The organism is Pectobacterium actinidiae (assembly GCF_000803315.1).
In the GTDB taxonomy this organism is placed as follows: Bacteria; Pseudomonadota; Gammaproteobacteria; order Enterobacterales; family Enterobacteriaceae; genus Pectobacterium; species Pectobacterium actinidiae.
This window is the reverse complement of the sequence record NZ_JRMH01000001.1, coordinates 225,433-245,221: the sequence shown is the minus strand read 5'-3', so window position 1 is coordinate 245,221 and position 19,789 is coordinate 225,433. Positions and strand designations below refer to the sequence as shown.

Annotated in this window: 13 protein-coding genes; 8 read left to right on the top strand and 5 right to left on the bottom strand. The window is 52.9% G+C overall.

The window, feature by feature from the left end; genetic code table 11:
* The first annotated feature begins 68 nt into the window (after positions 1–68).
* From rhaM to KKH3_RS01035, 6 genes are all read left to right on the top strand, one after another.
* Complete coding sequence (gene rhaM, locus KKH3_RS01060) at positions 69–383, top strand: L-rhamnose mutarotase (RefSeq protein WP_039354989.1); 315 nt, start codon at positions 69–71, stop codon at positions 381–383.
* Positions 384–813: 430 nt separating this feature from the next.
* Positions 814–2,391 (top strand): methyl-accepting chemotaxis protein, encoded by a 1,578-nt coding sequence (locus tag KKH3_RS01055; RefSeq protein WP_039354986.1) that lies wholly within the window; start codon positions 814–816, stop codon positions 2,389–2,391.
* A gap of 448 nt (positions 2,392–2,839) precedes the next feature.
* Positions 2,840–5,551, top strand: a complete 2,712-nt coding sequence (gene mgtA, locus KKH3_RS01050) for a magnesium-translocating P-type ATPase (RefSeq protein ID WP_039354983.1) — start codon at positions 2,840–2,842, stop codon at positions 5,549–5,551.
* A 437-nt stretch (positions 5,552–5,988) separates the two neighbouring features.
* Complete coding sequence (locus KKH3_RS01045; protein ID WP_039354980.1) at positions 5,989–7,938, top strand: methyl-accepting chemotaxis protein; 1,950 nt, start codon at positions 5,989–5,991, stop codon at positions 7,936–7,938.
* Between the two features lie 717 nt (positions 7,939–8,655).
* Entirely contained in the window at positions 8,656–9,291 is a 636-nt protein-coding gene (locus KKH3_RS01040) for a carbonic anhydrase (RefSeq protein WP_039354977.1), read from the top strand.
* Positions 9,288–10,757: a SulP family inorganic anion transporter gene (locus KKH3_RS01035; RefSeq protein WP_039354974.1), complete on the top strand. Its 1,470-nt coding sequence runs from the start codon at positions 9,288–9,290 to the stop codon at positions 10,755–10,757. Before KKH3_RS01040 ends, KKH3_RS01035 begins: the two co-directional genes overlap by 4 nt.
* Before the next feature lie 49 nt (positions 10,758–10,806).
* Here KKH3_RS01035 and KKH3_RS01030 read toward each other — a convergent pair whose 3' ends face one another.
* Entirely contained in the window at positions 10,807–11,904 is a 1,098-nt protein-coding gene (locus tag KKH3_RS01030; RefSeq protein WP_039354971.1) for a DUF1615 domain-containing protein, read from the bottom strand.
* A gap of 156 nt (positions 11,905–12,060) precedes the next feature.
* Between KKH3_RS01030 and KKH3_RS01025 the strand changes: the two genes are divergently transcribed.
* Positions 12,061–12,852 carry an HNH endonuclease gene (locus KKH3_RS01025; RefSeq protein WP_039354968.1) on the top strand — a complete coding sequence of 264 codons (792 nt, stop codon included), beginning with the start codon at positions 12,061–12,063 and terminating at the stop codon, positions 12,850–12,852.
* An 11-nt stretch (positions 12,853–12,863) separates the two neighbouring features.
* Here KKH3_RS01025 and KKH3_RS01020 read toward each other — a convergent pair whose 3' ends face one another.
* Together KKH3_RS01020 and KKH3_RS01015 are read right to left on the bottom strand one after the other, a co-directional pair.
* The gene (locus KKH3_RS01020; protein WP_039354964.1) at positions 12,864–14,207 is read right to left on the bottom strand and encodes a HEAT repeat domain-containing protein; all 1,344 of its coding nucleotides are present in this window, start codon (positions 14,205–14,207) and stop codon (positions 12,864–12,866) included.
* A gap of 16 nt (positions 14,208–14,223) precedes the next feature.
* Positions 14,224–15,459, bottom strand: a complete 1,236-nt coding sequence (locus KKH3_RS01015) for an RtcB family protein (RefSeq protein ID WP_167371708.1) — start codon at positions 15,457–15,459, stop codon at positions 14,224–14,226.
* A gap of 192 nt (positions 15,460–15,651) precedes the next feature.
* On the opposite strand from KKH3_RS01015, the gene rtcR reads away from it, so the two are divergent.
* Positions 15,652–17,256: an RNA repair transcriptional activator RtcR gene (gene rtcR, locus KKH3_RS01010; RefSeq protein ID WP_039354960.1), complete on the top strand. Its 1,605-nt coding sequence runs from the start codon at positions 15,652–15,654 to the stop codon at positions 17,254–17,256.
* Positions 17,257–17,363: 107 nt separating this feature from the next.
* Here the strand turns inward: rtcR and KKH3_RS01005 are convergent, their stop codons facing one another.
* Together KKH3_RS01005 and KKH3_RS01000 are read right to left on the bottom strand one after the other, a co-directional pair.
* Positions 17,364–18,848, bottom strand: a complete 1,485-nt coding sequence (locus KKH3_RS01005) for a cysteine desulfurase (RefSeq protein ID WP_039354957.1) — start codon at positions 18,846–18,848, stop codon at positions 17,364–17,366.
* Entirely contained in the window at positions 18,835–19,779 is a 945-nt protein-coding gene (locus KKH3_RS01000) for a family 2A encapsulin nanocompartment shell protein (RefSeq protein WP_039354954.1), read from the bottom strand. Before KKH3_RS01000 ends, KKH3_RS01005 begins: the two co-directional genes overlap by 14 nt.
* Between the last annotated feature and the right edge of the window lie 10 nt (positions 19,780–19,789).

The following is a 19,789-nucleotide window of genomic DNA, read 5'->3' as shown; positions in this document are numbered from 1 at the left end:
CCTTCAGCCTCAAATCGCCACGGCATCACCGTCGTGGCGTTCTGCCAACGACTACGGGGGATTCATCCATGTTGCGTAAGGCTTTTGTGATGTCAGTTTTTCCTGACAGCCACGATGAATATCAGCGTCGCCACAATCCTATCTGGCCGGAACTGGCCGAGGTACTAAAGAACCACGGTGCGCACCACTACAGCATTTTTCTGGATAAACAGCGCAATCTGCTGTTCGGCTATGTCGAGGTCGAGTCCGAGGCACGCTGGGAAGCGATTGCACAAACGGATGTTTGCCAGCGCTGGTGGAAACACATGAGCGACATCATGCCCTCCAACCCTGATAACAGCCCGGTCAGCGATGCGCTGGAATCGGTGTTTTATCTGGACTAAAGATAATCAGTGCAGCGGTAATATAATTGAAGTATTACCGCCGTAACATTATTTTGAAGATATAATAAAGAAATAATTTGTCATTTAATTAGCGAACTTCGTTACATATAATCATTAGCTTTATTAAATACGTGAATATTTATTAATTATTGATGAGAGTCACATTTTATTCTCCCTGTTTGTGAATGCTGTATCTTTCGCATTAAAAACAAAAACGTTTATTAAAATAATGTTTAAAAAACCGCTCCCTGCTTAAAACTAACCCATCGTAAACTCACAATAAACAGGATTTAGTTTCACAATAACGAAGCCATTAATTATTAAACTCCGTTTACTCACCCTATTCTCTTTATCGAATTACATATTATAAAGATCTTATTTTATTTGCCGTTATCACTGTTACATTCCCTTATAATCAATAAGAATAGCGATGAAATTCTCTCAACTCACAGTGTTCTCCAAGTTATTACTCGGGTTTTCCGTTCTGGTAGCCATGATGTTGCTATTAGGTGTGGTTTCACTACTCCAGCTTAGCGTTAATAACAGCCGTATTGTTGAATTAAGCAGCAATAGCTTACCTGGTGTACGCTACAGTCTGGCAATGCGCGGCACGTTGTCTGAAACACGTTTGCAGCAAATACAATATGTTGACTCTTCAACACCTGAAGAGCGTGAAAGCCACCGCAAAGAATTACAGCAAAATGCTGATGCTTTCCTTGCAGCATTTAAGAGCTATGAAGCCGTTGCCAACAGTGAAGATAAAAAAGCACTGATTAAGGTGATTGGCGAAAACTTCTCCGGCTTCAATTCGGTGAATGCCGTACTGGTTGAGACCGTTAACCGGGGTGATCTGGCTGAAGCCAGTAAAATCAGCGGCGCGAATTCTGCAAAATATCGTAGCCAAATGATGAAAGACCTGGCCAAACTGGTCGATATGGAATTGGAGAAGGCAAAAGATATCGTCGCCAGTGCCGACTCAACGTATCGGACGTCACAGTACTATGTCTGGGGACTACTGTTACTCGCTCTGCTGACGACTGCCGTTATCGCTACCCTTATTTCGCGTAATATTTCACGCCAGCTCGGCGGTGAGCCGAACTATGCGCAAGAAATCATGACCGAGATTGCCTCCGGTAACCTTGCAGCGGAAATCAGGTTACGCCAGGGGGACAACACCAGTCTGCTGGCGTCACTCAACTACATGAACCAGCAATTGATGGGCATCGTGCATACCATCATGAACGGCAGTGAATCCATTTCACTGGCATCCAGCGAGATTGCTCAGGGCAACAGCGACCTGTCGCAGCGTACCGAAGAGCAGGCGGCTTCGCTGATTCAGGCATCGACCAATATGCAGCAGTTGACGCACACCGTGCGCCAGAATGCGGATAACGCCAAAGAAGCCAGCCAGTTAGCGCAGCAAACCTCGGAGACAGCGTCTCAGGGCGGACTTATCGTAGATGACATGCTCAAGCGTATGCATGAGATCTCCGACAGTTCACAGAAGATCGTCGACATTATTGCCGTGATCGAAGGTATTGCCTTCCAGACCAATATCCTTGCCTTGAACGCCGCAGTAGAAGCGGCCAGAGCAGGCAGCGAAGGGAAAGGCTTTGCTGTCGTCGCAGGCGAAGTCCGGACGCTGGCACAGAAAAGCGCCAACGCCGCCAAAGAGATCAAAACGCTGATCGAAGGCACCGTCGAGAAGATTACCGATGGCTCCGCACGAGCCGACAAAGCCAGTCAGGCCATGTCGGAAATTGTACTGTCGGTGAAAAAGGTGACGGACATCGTGGCGGAGATTTCTCAGGCCTCCAACGAGCAGCATATCGGTATCAAAGAAATTAGCGTGGCGGTAGAACAAATGGATCGGGTCACCCAGCAGAACGCCGCACTGGTTGAAGAATCCGCCACGGCAGCGCACGCCATGACGGAACAGGGCGAACAGCTACGCGATGCCGTTCGTTTCTTCAAAGTTAACCAAGACCATATGCTGAGAATTCACTAATTCTCTCCTGCCCCGCTGGCTATCCGGCGGGGCAACAAAAATCTGCCGAAAAACCTCGCCCCACCGCAGCCCCTACTGATTAGCGAAAAATACGCCCGACCTCACTCACGAACAAACGTTGACGTTCGGTTTAGGCAAACAGAGGTATTGTTGCACCACTAAACTACGTACTCTGTTTTTACGTGACAGTTTCTACGTACCCGCCGTCAACTGACGACTATTTTGCTATCTCGCCGCACGGCGATAAGGAGACAACATGGACGAGCACCCTCGATGGCCCGGTAAACCGCATCCGTTAGAATAAGGACTGTCTTCTCCTCCGACCTCTCTGTTCTCTTCGCCTGCGCTGTTTACCTCCCTTAATACCTTCATTTTTTCCGCTTTACGTCCCTTTATCCGGGATGCGCGCCCGTGCGTGGCGGACAGGCAACATTAAGAGAGCAGCATCATGACCGATATGATCACGCAAACGGGATATCGTCGCGCCCGTAAAACGCCTACGGCCACCTTTGCGATTGCCCGCGAAGCACAAAACAGCCTCGACCAAACGCTGGCTAACCTGAATACCCATCTGCACGGCTTAAGCCATGATGACGTCATTGAGCGTCAGCAAACCTATGGGGAAAACCGCGTCGCCCACGAAAAAGCGCCCCATGCGCTGGTGCAGTTGGCCACCGCGTTTAATAACCCGTTTATTTATGTACTGATGGCGCTGGCCGCTATCAGCTTTTTCACCGATTACTGGCTACCGCAGCGCCATAACGAAGAGACCTCGCTCACTGGCGTGCTCATCATTCTGGTGATGGTGAGCCTGAGCGGCCTGCTGCGCTTCTGGCAAGAGTTTCGCACCAATAAAGCCGCAGAAGCGCTGAAATCCATGGTGCGGACAACGGCCACCGTGCTGCGTCGTCCTCACGCCAGCGCCACCGCTGTCCTGCAAGAAATCCCGCTTCAGCAACTGGTTCCCGGCGACATTCTGACCCTCTCCGCTGGCGATATGGTGCCAGCAGATGTCCGGTTGGTGGAATCACGCGATCTGTTCGTTAGCCAGGCGGTACTCACCGGTGAATCGCTGCCGATCGAAAAATACGACGTATTCAGTGATATCAGCGCCAAAGGCTGTCAGCCAGCAGGCTGCGGAGGCGAGAGCGATCTGCTGGCGCTATCCAACATCTGCCTGATGGGAACCAACATTTCCAGCGGCACGGCAACGGCGATTGTCGTCGCGACCGGCAGCCACACCTACTTCGGTTCGCTGGCAAAATCGATCGTCGGCACACGTTCTCAAACCGCCTTCGATCGCGGCGTAAACAGCGTCAGCTGGTTGCTGATCCGTTTCATGATCGTGATGGTGCCTGTCGTGCTGCTGATTAACGGCTTCACCAAAGGCGACTGGATGGAAGCCAGCCTGTTTGCGCTGGCGGTTGCGGTTGGCCTGACGCCAGAAATGCTGCCAATGATTGTCTCGTCCAATCTGGCAAAAGGCGCGATTGCCATGGCACGACGTAAAGTGGTGGTCAAACGGCTGAACGCGATTCAGAACTTTGGCGCGATGGACATTCTGTGCACCGATAAAACCGGCACGCTCACGCAGGATCGCATCATTCTTGAGCATCACCTGAATACACAGGGTCGAGCCGATGAAAGTGTGCTTCAGCTAGCCTGGCTCAACAGCGCGCACCAGAGCGGCATGAAAAACCTAATGGATCAGGCCATCATGCAGTTTGGTCGCCATAATCCCGCGATTGCCGCGCTAGGTCGCTATCGCAAAATCGATGAGCTGCCTTTTGATTTTATTCGCCGCCGTCTGTCCATCATTGTTGCCGATGAACACAACCAGCAGCGCCTGATTTGCAAAGGCGCGGTAGAAGAAATGCTGGCGGTTGCCACGCATGTGAGTGAAAACGGGCAACGCTATGCACTGGACGATGCACGCCGCAATACGCTGAAAACGCTAGCAGAAAGCTACAATCAGCAAGGGTTTCGCGTGCTGATGATTGGCACCCGTGAGTTAAGTCCGGTAGGCAGCACGCTGCCGCTCAGCGCCGAGGATGAACGCGACCTGACAATTTGCGGCCTGCTGACGTTCCTCGATCCGCCGAAAGAAAGCGCCTCTGCCGCCATTCGCGCCCTGCATGAAAACGGTGTGACGGTTAAAGTCCTGACGGGTGATAACGCGATTATCACCAGCAAGATCTGCCGCGATGTCGGGCTGGAACCGGGCGAGGTACTGGAAGGGAACGCGATCGATGCGCTCAGCGATGAACAGCTCGGCGTGCTGGTGGAACAGCGCACCATTTTTGCCCGACTAACGCCATTACAAAAATCTCGTGTGCTGAAAGCGCTGCAAGGCAATGATCATACGGTCGGCTTTTTAGGCGACGGTATCAACGATGCGCCCGCCCTGCGCGATGCCGATATCGGGATTTCTGTCGATACCGGCACGGATATCGCCAAAGAGTCGGCCGATATCATTCTGCTGGAAAAGAATCTGATGGTGCTGGAAGAAGGCGTTATCAAAGGGCGCGAGACATTCGGGAATATCATTAAATATCTGAACATGACCGCCAGTTCCAACTTCGGCAACGTGTTTTCAGTGCTGGTTGCCAGCGCCTTTATTCCGTTCCTGCCGATGCTGGCGATCCATTTGCTGATTCAAAACCTGATGTACGACATCTCTCAGTTGTCGCTGCCGTGGGACAAAATGGATAAGGAATTCCTGCGTAAACCGCGTAAATGGGATGCCAAAAATATTGGTCGCTTCATGCTGTGTATCGGGCCGACGTCATCGATTTTTGACATCACCACCTACGCGCTGATGTGGTTCGTGTTCGCCGCTAATAGCGTAGAGCATCAGGCTCTGTTTCAGTCAGGCTGGTTCATTGAAGGATTGCTGTCACAAACGTTGGTGGTGCACATGCTGCGTACCCAGAAGATCCCGTTCATTCAAAGTACGGCGGCGTTGCCAGTGATGCTGATGACCGGGCTAGTGATGGCACTGGGCATCTATCTACCGTTCTCACCGCTGGGACCGCTGGTCGGTTTACAGCCGCTGCCGTGGGAATATTTCCCGTGGCTGGCCGCTACGCTGATTGGCTACTGCACCGTCGCTCAACTGGTCAAGCGCGCCTATATCCGCCGCTTCGGCCAATGGTTCTGATCCCTTCTTACCTCTTCACGGCAGGTACGCTGTTGCCTGCCGAATCAGGAGCCCCTATGAAACCTTCTCGCTATGCATTCAGGATTGTTGTCTTCTTTCTTACCCTGATTTCACTGATTAATATCACGATGCTGCTCACCGTAATCTAGACGGTAAAAACACCAATACAGTGGCCAATATACATACCACTTTAGGTGTAATATAAGTTAACGATCTTGTTGCAAAAAAAGAGAGCAACAAGATATAAGCAATTAAATAATAAGCAATATATTCTTATTGACTGGGGGGTAAAAAAAATAGGTATGGTTTTTTTAAGGGAATCATGGGGTCAGCGCTAAACCATTCCCTTATTAGGCCGAAACTGAAATAAACCCCAGTCTACTTTTGCAACCTGCACATGTCAGGAACGGACGACTTGCAGGCTATGGAGCACACCAATGAAATCCCTTCATCACATCTCGATCCGTAGTAAGTTCATTCTTGCCCTTCTCCCGCCCATCCTTGCGCTTCTCTGGTTCAGTTTTTCCGGCGTGATGGAACGCCGCAGTACAGAAAATGAAATGATCCGTATGGAGAAGCTCATCACGCTGGCGCGTGATGCCGGCGAGTATGCTCACCAGCTACAGCGTGAGCGCGGCTTGAGCGCGGGCTATTTTGGTAGTCAGGGGAAAAATTTTGGCTCAGAGCTCGCCACGCAGCGGCAAGCCACCGATCGGGCACAGCAGGTGCTTGAACAAACCGCTGCAAACCTGAGCAGCGCCGAGCTTGGCGATGCCGTGAGCGAAGCACTCGCTCGTGTCACGCAAAAAACGCAGCAGCTTGGGGAACATCGCCGCAGCGTCGATAGCATATCGATACCCGTTACCCAAGCCATAGGCTACTATTCCGAGTTGGTCAGCAATCTGCTGAATATCGTCGGAGATATGGCTCATCTGGTCAGCGATGGCGGTATCGCCCAGCGGCTGGCGGCCTACTACAATCTGCTGAACGTCAAAGAACAGGCCGGGCTTGAACGTGCCGTACTCTCTAACGCGTTCTCTGCCAATAGTTTTGCTACTGGCATGTTCGAACGTCTTAACCAAATGGTTGGCCGGGGAGATGCCTTCACCACGGCCTATAACATGTTCGCCAATACCGAGCTGCGTAGGGCTTTTGAACAGGCACTCAACAATCCTTCTGCACAAAACGCACTCCAGATGCGCAACAAAGCCATCACCACCCCTGGCGGCAATTTTGATATTGATGCCAGCCAGTGGTTTGCCCAACAAACGGCAAAAATCGATGAATTGAAAAAGGTTGAACAGCTTGCCACCAACGATCTAACGGCACAGGTGAATACCTTAGCCGCCAATGCCCGCCAGTCATGGATTAGCTATCTGGCTGGTGCGTTGGTTTCTCTGCTCATGGCCCTCGGTCTGGCTTCCCTGGTCATGCGCAGCATCAACGAACAACTTCAACAAACGCTGACGACCATTCGCGAGATGGGCGGGGATCTTACACGCCGCCTGCGCGTGCCGGGAACCGACGAGCTATCGCAACTGAATCAGGCCTATAACGCCTCACTGGAAAATATCGCCGATATGGTGGTGAGTATTAAACGTAGCTCGCAGACGATCGGACAAGCCAGCAGCGAGATCGCCAACGGCAATCAGGATCTGGCGCAGCGTACGGAAGAGCAATCCGCGTCGCTGGTGCAAACCGCCAGCAGCATGGAAGAGATTACCGTTACGGTAAAACAAACCGCCGACTTTTCCGGACAGGCGCGTCAGTTGACGACAGAGGTGGACGATCAGGCGCAACGCGTCGGAACGATTACCGAGTCGGCTAGCGGTGCGATGGAAAAAATTCAGAACGCCAGCCAGCGCGTGAATGCGGTGGTTTCCGCCATTGATGCGATTGCCTTTCAGACCAATTTGCTGGCACTGAACGCGGCGGTTGAGGCCGCACGAGCGGGGCAACATGGCCGTGGGTTTTCTGTCGTCGCAGCGGAAGTGCGTCAGCTATCGCAGCGCAGTGCAGACGAAGCAGGCAAAATCCGTGCGCTCATCGCCGACAGTATTGCCAGCGTCAGCGAAGGGACGAAGCTGGTGAATCAATCAAACCGGGGAATTAACGACATCGTCGCTGGCACCCGTAAAGTGCGCGATCTGGTGAATGAAATCGCGGTCGCCGCCGATGAGCAATCGCTGGGCATCGCACAAATTAACGAAGCGCTCAGCCAGTTAGAAATGGTCACGCAGCAGAATGCGACGCTGGTTTCTCAGGCTTCCGTTGCCAGCCAGTTACTGGATGAACAGGCGATTGAAATGGAATCGCTGGTCAGCCGCTTCAAAGTTGACGAGCGCGCGCCACAACAGCCTTTACAGCACGCGCTGCTATCAAGATAGTGCGTATTATCGTTTGAGAAACGTGGACTTCGGTGACCGGCAGCCGATATCGGCTGCTCTTTTAGTTGGGCTCCACCTCATTATTTAGACAAGACCCCGTCATACTTCGAGTTGCATGGACGTTGGCTGCGCTACTCGGCCCTGTGGCCTCACCCCTTCGGAGTCAACGCGTTGCGTTGTTCAAAACGCTAACGTTTTGTCCTGCCACTCGAATTATTTAGGGCATCTATTCCGTATTATCCTCATCACGCCCCTATTTATTCCCACACTTTATATTGGGTTAAGTAAGATAAAATAGACTTTATATTTCCAAATATAATTATAATTGGTACCCTCGTCGCTTTAATTAACTAATTAAAGTGGATGTCAGTAACACATTACTTTATATAAAAAGGCGAAGAAATAAGGATATAAATTGCAATATCAATGCAACATTAAATAATTTATTTCAAAGGAAGTTAAGTGAGATATTTTTTTCTTATCACAAAGAAATAAAAATATAAAATGTTGTTTTTAAACGATTTAATTTAAATTTAATTTATATAAAAAACAAACAACAATATAAGAAAAGTCTTAATAATTATCACAATTTAGAAAACACCAGAACTAAATTTGATTATGCCTAACTTAATTAAGTGAAGGCTAATAATTAATGATGCCGTTTTCCTTCCGACTGGGTGGGAAATATCCCTGTGTTTTCTAAAGAGAGAGTTTAATTTGACGACATTAAAACCCCTATTAGCCAAAAATCGCAGTTGGGCTACATTGCGCCGCCAGCGCCATCCCCACTATTTCAGAAAGCACACGCAGGGCCAGACGCCTCATTCACTCTGGATCGGCTGTTCAGACAGTCGAGTGCCTGCCGAAGTGCTGACGGGTTCTGCGCCCGGCGAGCTTTTTGTTCACCGCAACATCGCGAATATGGTGGTCGCAGACGACGATAACTTCATGAGCGTGCTGCAATATGCCCTCGAATACCTGCATGTTTCCCGCATCGTGCTTTGCGGCCACTATGGCTGTGGCGGTGTTCAGGCGGCGGTTAACTTACCCGAAATGGGGCTCGCTCAGGAGGATTCCGCCCTTTCCCGCCGCATCACGGATCTGCGTCAGGCGCTTTCGCCACACATTGCCGCCTCGCAAGATAGCGATGCCGATGAAAGCACGCGCCAGAATCAACTGGTGGAAGCCAACGTGCTGGCACAGTTCGCCCACCTGATCGCCTGTGAACCGGTGCAGAAAGCCTGGCGCAATGGCGTTGAGCTTGATGTTTTTGGCTGCGTCTACGACCTGCATAGCGGCCATCTGAAAGAACTCGTCCATCGTCACGCCCAGAAACAGGAGGCATCCCCATGAACCTGAGTACACTCCGACATGATATCCCCGCGGGGCTCGTCGTCTTCCTTGTTGCCCTGCCGCTGAGCCTCGGTATCGCGCAGGCCAGCGGTCTTCCTCCTTTTGTCGGTCTGTTGACCGGCGTCGTCGGCGGTATCGTCGTCACCCTGTTCAGCCCTTCTCGCTATGCAGTCAGCGGCCCTGCCGCCGGTCTGGTTACTATCGTCTCCGGCTCTATCGCCAGCCTGGGATCGTTTTCAGCATTGCTATTGGCGATTATGCTCGCAGGGGTGCTGCAATGCATGATGGGCCTGCTGCGCGCCGGGCGTTTTATTACACTCATCCCCGGCACTGTGATTAAAGGCATGCTATCTGCTATCGGCATCCTGCTGATTATTCAGCAAATTCCGCTCGCCTTCGGCTCGGACGGCGAGGACAGTCTGAGATCGCTCTTCGACGCCTCCGAGCCTGGATTCTCTGCCAGCGCGCTGACCGTCTGTTTAGTCGGGCTGGCGATTCTCTGGGTTTGGACCACCAAGCCCGTTCAGAAAATCAGCGCATTTAGCTGGCTTCCCGGTCCACTGGTCGCAGTGCTGTTTGGCGGGTTATTTACCGTCTACGGCGATCGCCTGTCCTCCGAAATGGTCGATAACCTGCCGCGTATTGTCCTGCCGGAATTTGGCAGCCTGGAACAGTTGATGGGAGAGATGACCCGCCCTGACTGGCAGGCGTGGAAGAACCCGGCAGTTTATGTTGTCGCGGTAACGCTGGCGCTGGTGGCCAGCCTGGAAACCTTGTTAAGTCAGGAAGCGTTGAAGAAAATTCGCCCACAGCATCCTGCGCCCTCACCGGATAAAGAAATGCGTGCGCAAGGTATCGGGAACGTGCTCAGCGGTTTTCTGGGTGGGTTGCCGATTACTGCCGTGATCGTGCGTAGCTCCGTCAACGTCAACGCAGGCGCACGCACCAAGTTCTCCATCCTGCTGCACGGCGTGCTGTTGCTGCTTTGCGGCCTGTTCATGACCGATTTGCTCAACGTCATCCCGCTTGCCAGCCTGGCAGCCGTGCTGCTGTATACCGGCTATAAGCTGGCTTCTCCGCAACAATTCCTGCTGCTGTGGCGTCAGGGTTTGCAACAGTTCGTGCCTTTCGCCGCGACCGTTATCGGAATCATCGTGTTTGGGATGCTGGCAGGTATCGGGATTGGCATCGCGACCCAGTTGGCCTTTAGCATTTATAAAAGCCACCGCAACGCGATGCAGCTCACACGCTATGGCGATCACTTTGTCCTGAGCTTTCAGCAGAACCTGACGTTTGTACACAACCCACGTCTGCAAGGCTTGCTCAACAAGATCCCAGCCAACAGCGTCGTGATTGTGGAACACGACAACGCCGACTATATCGACCCCGATGTCCGCACAATGCTGGAAGATTTCCGCGAGAATGCGCAAGAACGCGGCATCAAACTCAGTCAATGGCCGGTTTGATGTACTCATCACAGTGAATGACAGCAACGCCCTTGGTAGAGGGCGTTGCCTATTTAGCCCTTGTCAAACACCGCTGGCGACGCTCATCAACGCGATTGGCAAACCACGCCGTGGTGAGTTTACGGGTGATTTTCGGGCTTTCCAGCGTGATCCCCGGCAGGATAGCGCGTGGAGCCTTCGCGCCCGATTTATCCGCCAATGCAAAGACGCGCTCGTACAGGCTGGTGTCTTCAAAATCGAGGCTACTCCCCTTCTCCAGCGCACGACGAATGGCGCTGTCGCTCATGTCTACCCGTTTCCCTAATGCGCGCACCGCCAGTTCCGTGGCGCTGGCTTTATCCGAACTGTAGTTGATTAAATCACCATCCAGCGCCAGCGTAATCCCGGTCAGACGGCTAACGGCGCGCTGAAACGCCGCATTTCGGCTGGCGTACCATCCTGCGTTAAAATCCGCGAATCGGTATATCGACTGCGGGTAATTCGCCGGATAGCCCAGCAGATGCTTGATGCCAAAATACATCCCACCGCGACGGCTAAACACCTCCTGACGAACCGTGCCGTCCACGGTATACGGATAGCCCTTCGCGTTAGCTTCTGCAAACGCGATGCTCACCTGCATCGGCCCACCGGTATGCACCGGATTCAACCGGCCGAACAGCGTCTGCCCCATCGGCACCATGTCGATAAAATCATCAAAGATCGCACTCAGTTCCTTTTCCGTGCGTACCTTATCAAGCCGCTCGCTGTAACTTTTTCCGTTAGGGGATTTGATGAGGAGCGCGGTGCGCACCAGAAACGCCGGAACATGAACTTTTTCAGCACGGCGGTCGATCTCCTGCCAGGCGATTTTCGACAGATTTGGCACCTGCGGATCGGCATTAAACGTCGATTCCTGCTCGGTCACCGCGAGCACCGAGCACAGATTTTCATTGCTGGGATCGAGCCCCTGCGTGGTAAATGCGGTGGCGATATCGCTCGCCCAGCCCTGACGATCTTTCACGTTGTCTGGCAACAGCTTGAGTAGCTGAGCACGAATATCCGCCGGCCGCGACTCTGGCGTCGTCGCGGTCTTGCTGGCACAACCCGCCAGCACCAATAGAACCAGCACACACAGGGAACGAAACAAGGAAATAGAAGAACGGGGCATAGTCTCTCGGCATCATAATGATAGGAAGGCTGTCAAAACGTTAACCCAGCCCGCACCAATTATCCAGCCATAGCCAAGCACATGCATTTTACGGGCTGACCTGGCATAGTTAGCGCTATCACTAACCGAATACGCTAACGAACGGACGAAACACGCATGGCTGCCACGAACCATTGGACGCGGGATCAACTATTGATCGCCTTCACGCTGTACAGTCAGCTACCGTTTGGCAGGCTGCATTCACGTAATCCCGATATCATTCGCTACGCCGAGTTGATTAACCGCACGCCTTCCGCACTGGCGATGAAGCTGGTTAATCTCGCCAGCCTCGATCCATTTATTATTGATTCAGGTCGCACCGGCTTGCGCGGCGCGTCCAACGCTGACCGCGCTCTGTGGCAGGAGATGGACAGTAACCCCGAGCTATTTGAGCAACAGTGCCAACAGGCGATGGTATCGCTCGAAGCAGGAGCGGCGGAAGTGACAACAGCGCCATCACCGTTTCAGGCCACCGAGAGTGAACCCCATGATTATCACGGAGGAGAACGTCTCTCACAGGTTAAAACGCGCATTGGTCAGCAGCTATTTCGCAAACGTGTACTCAGCAACTACGGCGAACGCTGCTGCGTTACTGGATTGGAAGAACCCGCGCTGCTGGTCGCCAGCCACATTCAACCGTGGAAAACGGCAGCAGAACATCGCCTCAATCCCAGCAACGGTCTCTGCCTGTCCAACCTGCACGACAAAGCCTTTGATATGGGGCTGATTAGCTTCAATGATTCGCTCGAAATGTTGCTTTCGCCGCGTATCAAAAAGCTGAAAAGCGCCATCAGCGACGTCAATTTCGCTCAGTACGAAGGCAAACAAATCCACCTGCCAGACGCCTACCCGCCCAGCCTGTCACAAATGGCATACCATCGTGAGCATATTTTTCTGGGGCGAGGGTAAAAAGCAACAAATCAACTATACAAAAACAGGGCGATATACGGGCTTTCGCACGAGATGACGTGCGGATGTTCAGCAAGCAGCGTTCTCAAACGCGCCTGCTGCCGGGCATTCGGCAGCATGCCCGAACGGTTGAACCGCTGTATCCAGTTCGCTACACCCGCCTGCGTTAGCGTGGCATTTTCGAGCTTCACGTTATCCAGCAGGAAAATCAGCCAGTCCCATTTGTTCAGCTTGTGGGCTAGAAAGTAGTACACCTCAACGTGTGCTCTGGAAGACGCACTTTCCAGACAGTACTGAAGTTCGGGCAGCGACAGCGAAATTTTCTGCTGGTAAAACAGCTTCCGCGCCACCTTAGCAATAGCCAACGAGGGATGACGCAGAGCGACCAACAGTTGCTCACGCGCGTCGTCACCAGTACGCAGAATAAGAATGCGCAGAGCGCTGTGATAAAGGCTGGGGTAACGTACATCCAGATTGCGTTCTGCCAACGCCACAATGCCGTCGTAGCGATGCTCATCCAGCCCCCAGAGCGTGATTTTGCGTACTGTGACGGTATTCGACCGATCCAGCGCTGCAAGGTAATGTGCCACCGGATCGTCGTTTTTTTCACGCAGCAGCGCTGAGGCGCGTTGGCGCACCAATGTATTCTTATCAAACAGTAAGGCAATAACCAGAGGCTCAGGCAGGGGGAACATATTGTCCATCACATACTTCAACGCTACCTGCTTGATGGGCGCGAAGGTGTCTTTCAACAAAATGCTCATCGCTTCATGATCGACGTCCTTGTCCGCACTCAGCAGGTACCTCGCCGCGTTCGCTCTGACTAACGGATCGCAATGCAACATCGCCTGACCAAAGATCTGCTTCAACGGGAACAACTCACGTTCGGCCAGAATATCCAGTGATAATCGGGCGACGGCTTTGTCTTCCGAACACAGCCCCGCGAATAGCGACGGCGCGTGTGTCTCCTCGGCCAGAAAGCTCACAATCTCATTCACCAGCGGTTGATGATTTTCCCGCTGACACTGCAACAACCAGAAAATAGCAGGCAAATTGGCGACAAAAGACGCGGTGTTATTCGGCGTTAACAGCAGTCGCACGCTCTGTTTAGCCGCACGGCGTACCGGTTCAGCCCAATCGTTCACCCGTTCAATCAGCGCCGGTAATGCCGAGACCTCATCAATGAAACCCAGACACAGCACCGCACGCTGCCGAATATGCCCGTTATAGTGACGCGTGAGTGTTATCAGGTATGATGCCGAACCCAGTGGTTCGGCCTGCGCGGGCCGATAGTCGTTGTCTGGCGAAGCCACCAGCTTTTCCAACTGTTGCAGCAGTAAATCGTACGATGCCATATTCCCTACCTTGTTCTTATCCTTTCACACACACCACCTGACGCAGCGTATGCACGATTTCCACCAGCGATGACTGCGCCGCCATCACCTTATCGATATCTTTGTACGCCATCGGAATTTCATCGATAACGTCGCTGTCTTTTCTACACTCGACGTGTGCGGTCGCACGGATCTGATCTTCCACGGTGAAGCGTTTTTTCGCCGCGGTACGGCTCATGGTTCTCCCCGCGCCGTGACTACAGGAACAAAAGCTCTCTTCGTTCCCCAATCCGCGCACGATAAAGCTCTTCGCCCCCATCGACCCCGGAATAATTCCCATCTGGCCTTTCTGCGCCGACACCGCCCCTTTACGAGTGATCAGCACCGATTCACCAAAGTGCGTTTCGCGCTGCACATAGTTATGGTGGCAGTTCACGCCTTCCTGCTGGGTGGTAAACGGCTTCGTCACAATACGAGACAGCGCTGCCAGCGTATGCGACATCATCACTTCGCGGTTATGACGGGCAAAATCCTGCGCCCACTCAACCGCTTCAATGTAATCGTCAAAGTGCAGGCTTCCTTCCTCGAAATAGGCCAGATTTCGATCAGGCAGGTTCGCAATGTGCTGCTGCATATCCTCCTGCGCCAGCTTGATGAACAGCGATCCAATCGCATTCCCCACACCACGCGACCCGCTATGTAACATTACCCACACACGATCGACTTCATCCAGACAGATTTCAATAAAGTGGTTACCCGTCCCTAGGGTTCCCAAGTGCTGATAGTTATTGGTTTTCAGCAACTGCGGATATTTGTCCGTCAAACGTTTAAAGCGCGGTTCCAGCAGTGACCAGTGCGCATCCACCGTCTGCGGCGGGTTCTGCCAGGAACCGACATCGCGTTTGGAACGCGTTACGCTACGTCCATGCGGCACCGCCTGTTCAATCGCGCTACGCAGCCCCATCAGGTTATCCGGCAGGTCGCTGGCAACCAGCGATGTACGCACCGCGATCATCCCACAGCCAATATCCACCCCGACCGCCGCCGGGATAATCGCGCCACGCGTGGGGATCACGCTACCAATCGTCGATCCTTTTCCCAGATGCACATCCGGCATCACCGCCAGATGTTTAAAAATGAACGGCATTTTGGCCGTGTTCAACAGTTGGTCACGGGCTTCTGGTTCCACAGGCACGCCATGTGTCCACATTTTTACCGGTGCGCTATTCACTGGCGACATCATGTCGTAATCCTGCGTTTTCATTTCTTCCATTTTTCATTCTCTTTGTTTGTCGTTGTTCGCTATAGATATTGCCAAAGACGTGCCAGATTTATTAAAAAGACAAAATAAAATCATAAATAACTGATAATTAATGGTTAAAAAAATAAAATATGCAAACTAGCAACAAAACAAGATAACGGGTAAATTTATCCCACAGGATAATAATTTATAACAAGGTATAGCATGAAGCGTCGCGTCGTCATTGGTGTGCTAGGTACTACATTAGATAAACGGGGTAAACGGGAGAACCGCTGGACGAAATGGCGACCCACTGTCGGCCTGTGTCAGCAGCCGGATTTCCCCGTCGATCGTCTGGAACTGCTGCACCAATCACGCAATGAAGGAATGGCACAGCAGGTGGTCGAAGATATCGCTGTGGTGTCACCTACGACTCAGGTCACGCTTCAGGCCGTTGAACTGCGCGACCCGTGGAATCTGGAAGAGGTCTACAGCGCCTTCCTGGACTTTGCCAGCCGCTACCCGTTCGATACCGAAAACGAAGAGTACTTCGTGCACATCACTACTGGCACTCACGTCGTACAGATTTGCTGGTTCCTGCTGACCGAAGCGCGCTATCTGCCCGCCAAGCTGCTGCAAACCGCACCGGGAGAGAAAGCGGCTCGTCCGGCACCACAAGGCATCTACGCCGTCATCGATCTGGATCTTAGCCGCTATTCCACGCTCACCAGCCGCTTTCAACACGAACAACAGCGCTCCGTCTCGTTCCTGAAATCCGGCATCGAGACGCGCAATGCCACATTCAATGCGTTGATCGATCAGATTGAACGCGTCGCGCTGCGATCCACCGCGCCGATGCTCTTAACCGGTCCGACCGGTGCGGGAAAATCCTTTTTGGCACAGCGTATCTACCAGCTACGCCAGTCCCGTCATCTGGTCAGCGGCCGCTTTGTCGCGGTTAACTGTGCCACGCTGCGCGGCGACAACGCCATGTCGACGCTGTTCGGCCACGTAAAAGGCGCGTTTACCGGCGCGTTGCAGGCGAGAACCGGACTCCTGCGTGAAGCAGATGGCGGAATGCTGTTTCTGGATGAAATCGCCGAACTGGGGCTGGATGAACAGGCGATGGTGCTCAAAGCCATTGAAGAAAAACGCTTTTTACCGTTTGGTTCGGATAAAGAAGTCAGCAGCGATTTCCAACTGATCGCTGGCACGCACCGCAACCTGCGCGAATGGATTGCACAGGGCAAATTCCGTGAAGACCTCTTCGCGCGTATCAACATGTGGACCTTTCGCTTGCCGGGGTTGGCGGAGCGTCGGGAAGATATCGAACCCAACATTGACTACGAAATCCAGCGCTTCACACGCGATCACCAAACGCAGATCCGCTTCGATAAAGACGCGCGGCAGCGCTACCTCGTCTTCGCTTGCTCACCGCAGGCCGCGTGGCGCGGCAATTTCCGCGAACTCGGCTCTTCCATCGCCCGTATGGCAACGCTGGCGGAGCAAGGCCGCATCACCGCCATACTGGTAGAAGAGGAAATTACGCGTCTCAAAGCCAGTTGGCAGAACGATGGCCAAGCAGTTGCGCTATCACCTGCACTATCACCTGAACTACCGCCCGAACTCGGCGACATCGACCTTTTTGAACAGCGCCAGCTCGAAACCGTGCTCGATGTCTGCCGCGCTTCCCCTTCACTCTCCGAAGCTGGCCGTCGCCTGTTCGCCGTCTCACGTCAGCAAAAACAAAAGCCCAACGACGCCGACCGACTGCGTAAGTATCTGGCACGTTTTGGACTGAGTTGGGAGGGGTTGAAACGGGAAGGATAAACTAAATCATCTTCGCTACGGTTTGCCTTTCATCCAACAACCGACAGCGCATCGCGACGAAAAAAAGATACCGCCCCTGCCAAAAGCCAGAGCGGTACGGGAAGGCATTAGCGTGCTGCCAGCTGTGAGATCTTTTCTGCCAGAAAATCAATTTCCTGCGGGGTGTTATAGAAGGCGAGAGAAGGTCTCACCGTACTTTCATAGCCAAAGTGACGCAAAATAGGCTGAGCACAGTGGTGCCCAGAGCGTACGGCAATCCCCGCCTGACTGAGGTAACGCCCTATCGCTTCGTTTTCATGACCTTGCAGCACAAACGACAATACGCTGGTCTTCTGGGTGGCGGTGCCGATCAGTTTAAGCCCGGGAATCCGTGACAATTTCTCAATCCCGTACTCCAATAGCGCATGCTCATACTGGGCGATATTCTCAATCCCCAACGCAGTGACGTAGTCGATAGCCGCGCCAAGCCCGACGGCATCGGCAATATTCCCCGTTCCGGCCTCAAACTTGTTCGGTGCAGGCTGGTAACGTGTCAGCTCAAAGGTCACATCGGCGATCATATTGCCGCCGCCCTGATACGGGCGTGCCTCCTCCAGCACATCCTTTTTTCCATACACCACGCCGATACCGGTGGGCCCGAAGACTTTATGGCCGGAAAAGACAAAGAAGTCAGCATCCAGCGTCGTCACATTCACAGGGATATGCGAAATTGACTGGGCACCATCAATAGCAATACGTACACCAAAGCGGTGAGCGATTGCCACCAGCTCCTGTATTGGCGTCACGGTTCCCAACGCATTAGAAACGTGAGTGGCTGAAACAAAACGCGTTTTATCATTGAACAGGCGAACATACTCTTCAATAATCAGCTGCCCGTGTTCATCCACCGGTGCTACACGGATCACCGCGCCAGTCTCCTGAGCCACCAGTTGCCACGGCACAATATTGGCGTGGTGCTCCAGCAACGTCAGGATGATCTCATCTCCCGGACGTAACAGCGGTTTGACATAGCTTTGGGCTATCAGGTTCAGCCCTTCTGTCGTGCCGCGTACGAACACAATATTGTCCGAACTGCCCGCACCGATGAAACGAGCCACTTTATCCCGCGCAGCCTCGTAAGCATCGGTCGATCGCGCAGCCAGCGTATGCGCCGCACGGTGAATATTTGAGTTTTCGTGCAGGTAAAAATGGCTGATGCGCTCAATAACCTGTCTTGGCCGTTGAGTCGTCGCCGCATTGTCCAGCCAGACCAACGGCTTGCCATCAACCTGTTCAGATAGGATCGGGAAATCGGCGCGGATCTGTTCCACGGGAACATGCCCAACACGTGCCAGCGGTGCAGGCACGGATGAAGACGCTGCGCCCAATCGTTGTACCGTTGCCCCCGAGGGCACAGCGATATCCTGACCGTAGGGCACTACTTTCGGCGCATAGGCTGGATCCGGCGTCCCCTGTGGATGGCTTCTGCCCCCAAATAACGCGAGTAAATCGCGCTCGTCCGGCAGGCCGTAATCACGGGCTGACAGCGGGCGCTCACCACTGCCTGGCCACGGGCCGGGAATCCCCGGCAGTGAAAGATTATTCGTAGTCATAATATTCACCTACTTCAACATCTTCCAATACGGCGATAGCATCATCGGCCAGAATGGCAGCGGAGCAATAGAGTGAAAGCAGGTAAGAAGCAACGCCATTGTCATCAATGCCACGGAAACGTACAGATAAACCGCGAGATTGTTCATTTGGCAACCCTGACTGATACAAGCCCAGCACGCCGCGCTTAGCTTCACCAGAGCGAATCAGCAGAATGTTGGTTTTACCACCCTTACCTTTCGGGCTCTTCAAACCGTCAACGAACAGCTTGTCGGAAGGGATCACAGGGATACCGCGCCACAGAATAAAAGTCCCGCCGTGCAGGTTGGCCGTGACGGGCGGAACACCGCGGCGAGTGGCTTCACGGGTAAACGCGGCGATAGCACGCGGGTGAGCGAGGAAAAACGACGGCTCTTTCCATACTTTAGAAATCAGCTCATCCAAATCATCCGGCGTCGGTCGCCCGTTACGCGTCTGGATCCGCTGAGAATCAGCGATATTCTTGAGCAGGCCATAATCATCGTTATTGATTAGCTGGCTTTCCTGACGCTCGCGCAAGCTTTCAATCGCCAACGCAATTTGTTCGGAAGCCTGATCGAACGGTGAACTGTAGATATCCGCGATTTTGGTATCGACATTAATAATCGTCGCCAGAGAATCCAACTGATATTCACGCGGTTGCGTTTGGTATTCGATATACCCTTTAGGGATTTCAGTCTGGGTCGGATCCTGGCTGCACAGCGCATCCAGCGGCGTATCGCCTTCCACCACTTTGTTTACGCGATAGATCCCCGCTTCTAATCCCTTGTAATCCAGAAAATAGCTGACCCAACGCGGGGTAATTGCCCCAAACTGCGGTGCTGTTTTGGTTACGTTAGCAAGTTGATACGCGGCATCGCGTCCCAGAGCGTTCAGAACGTTTTTATCTGTCATGATGTTTTCC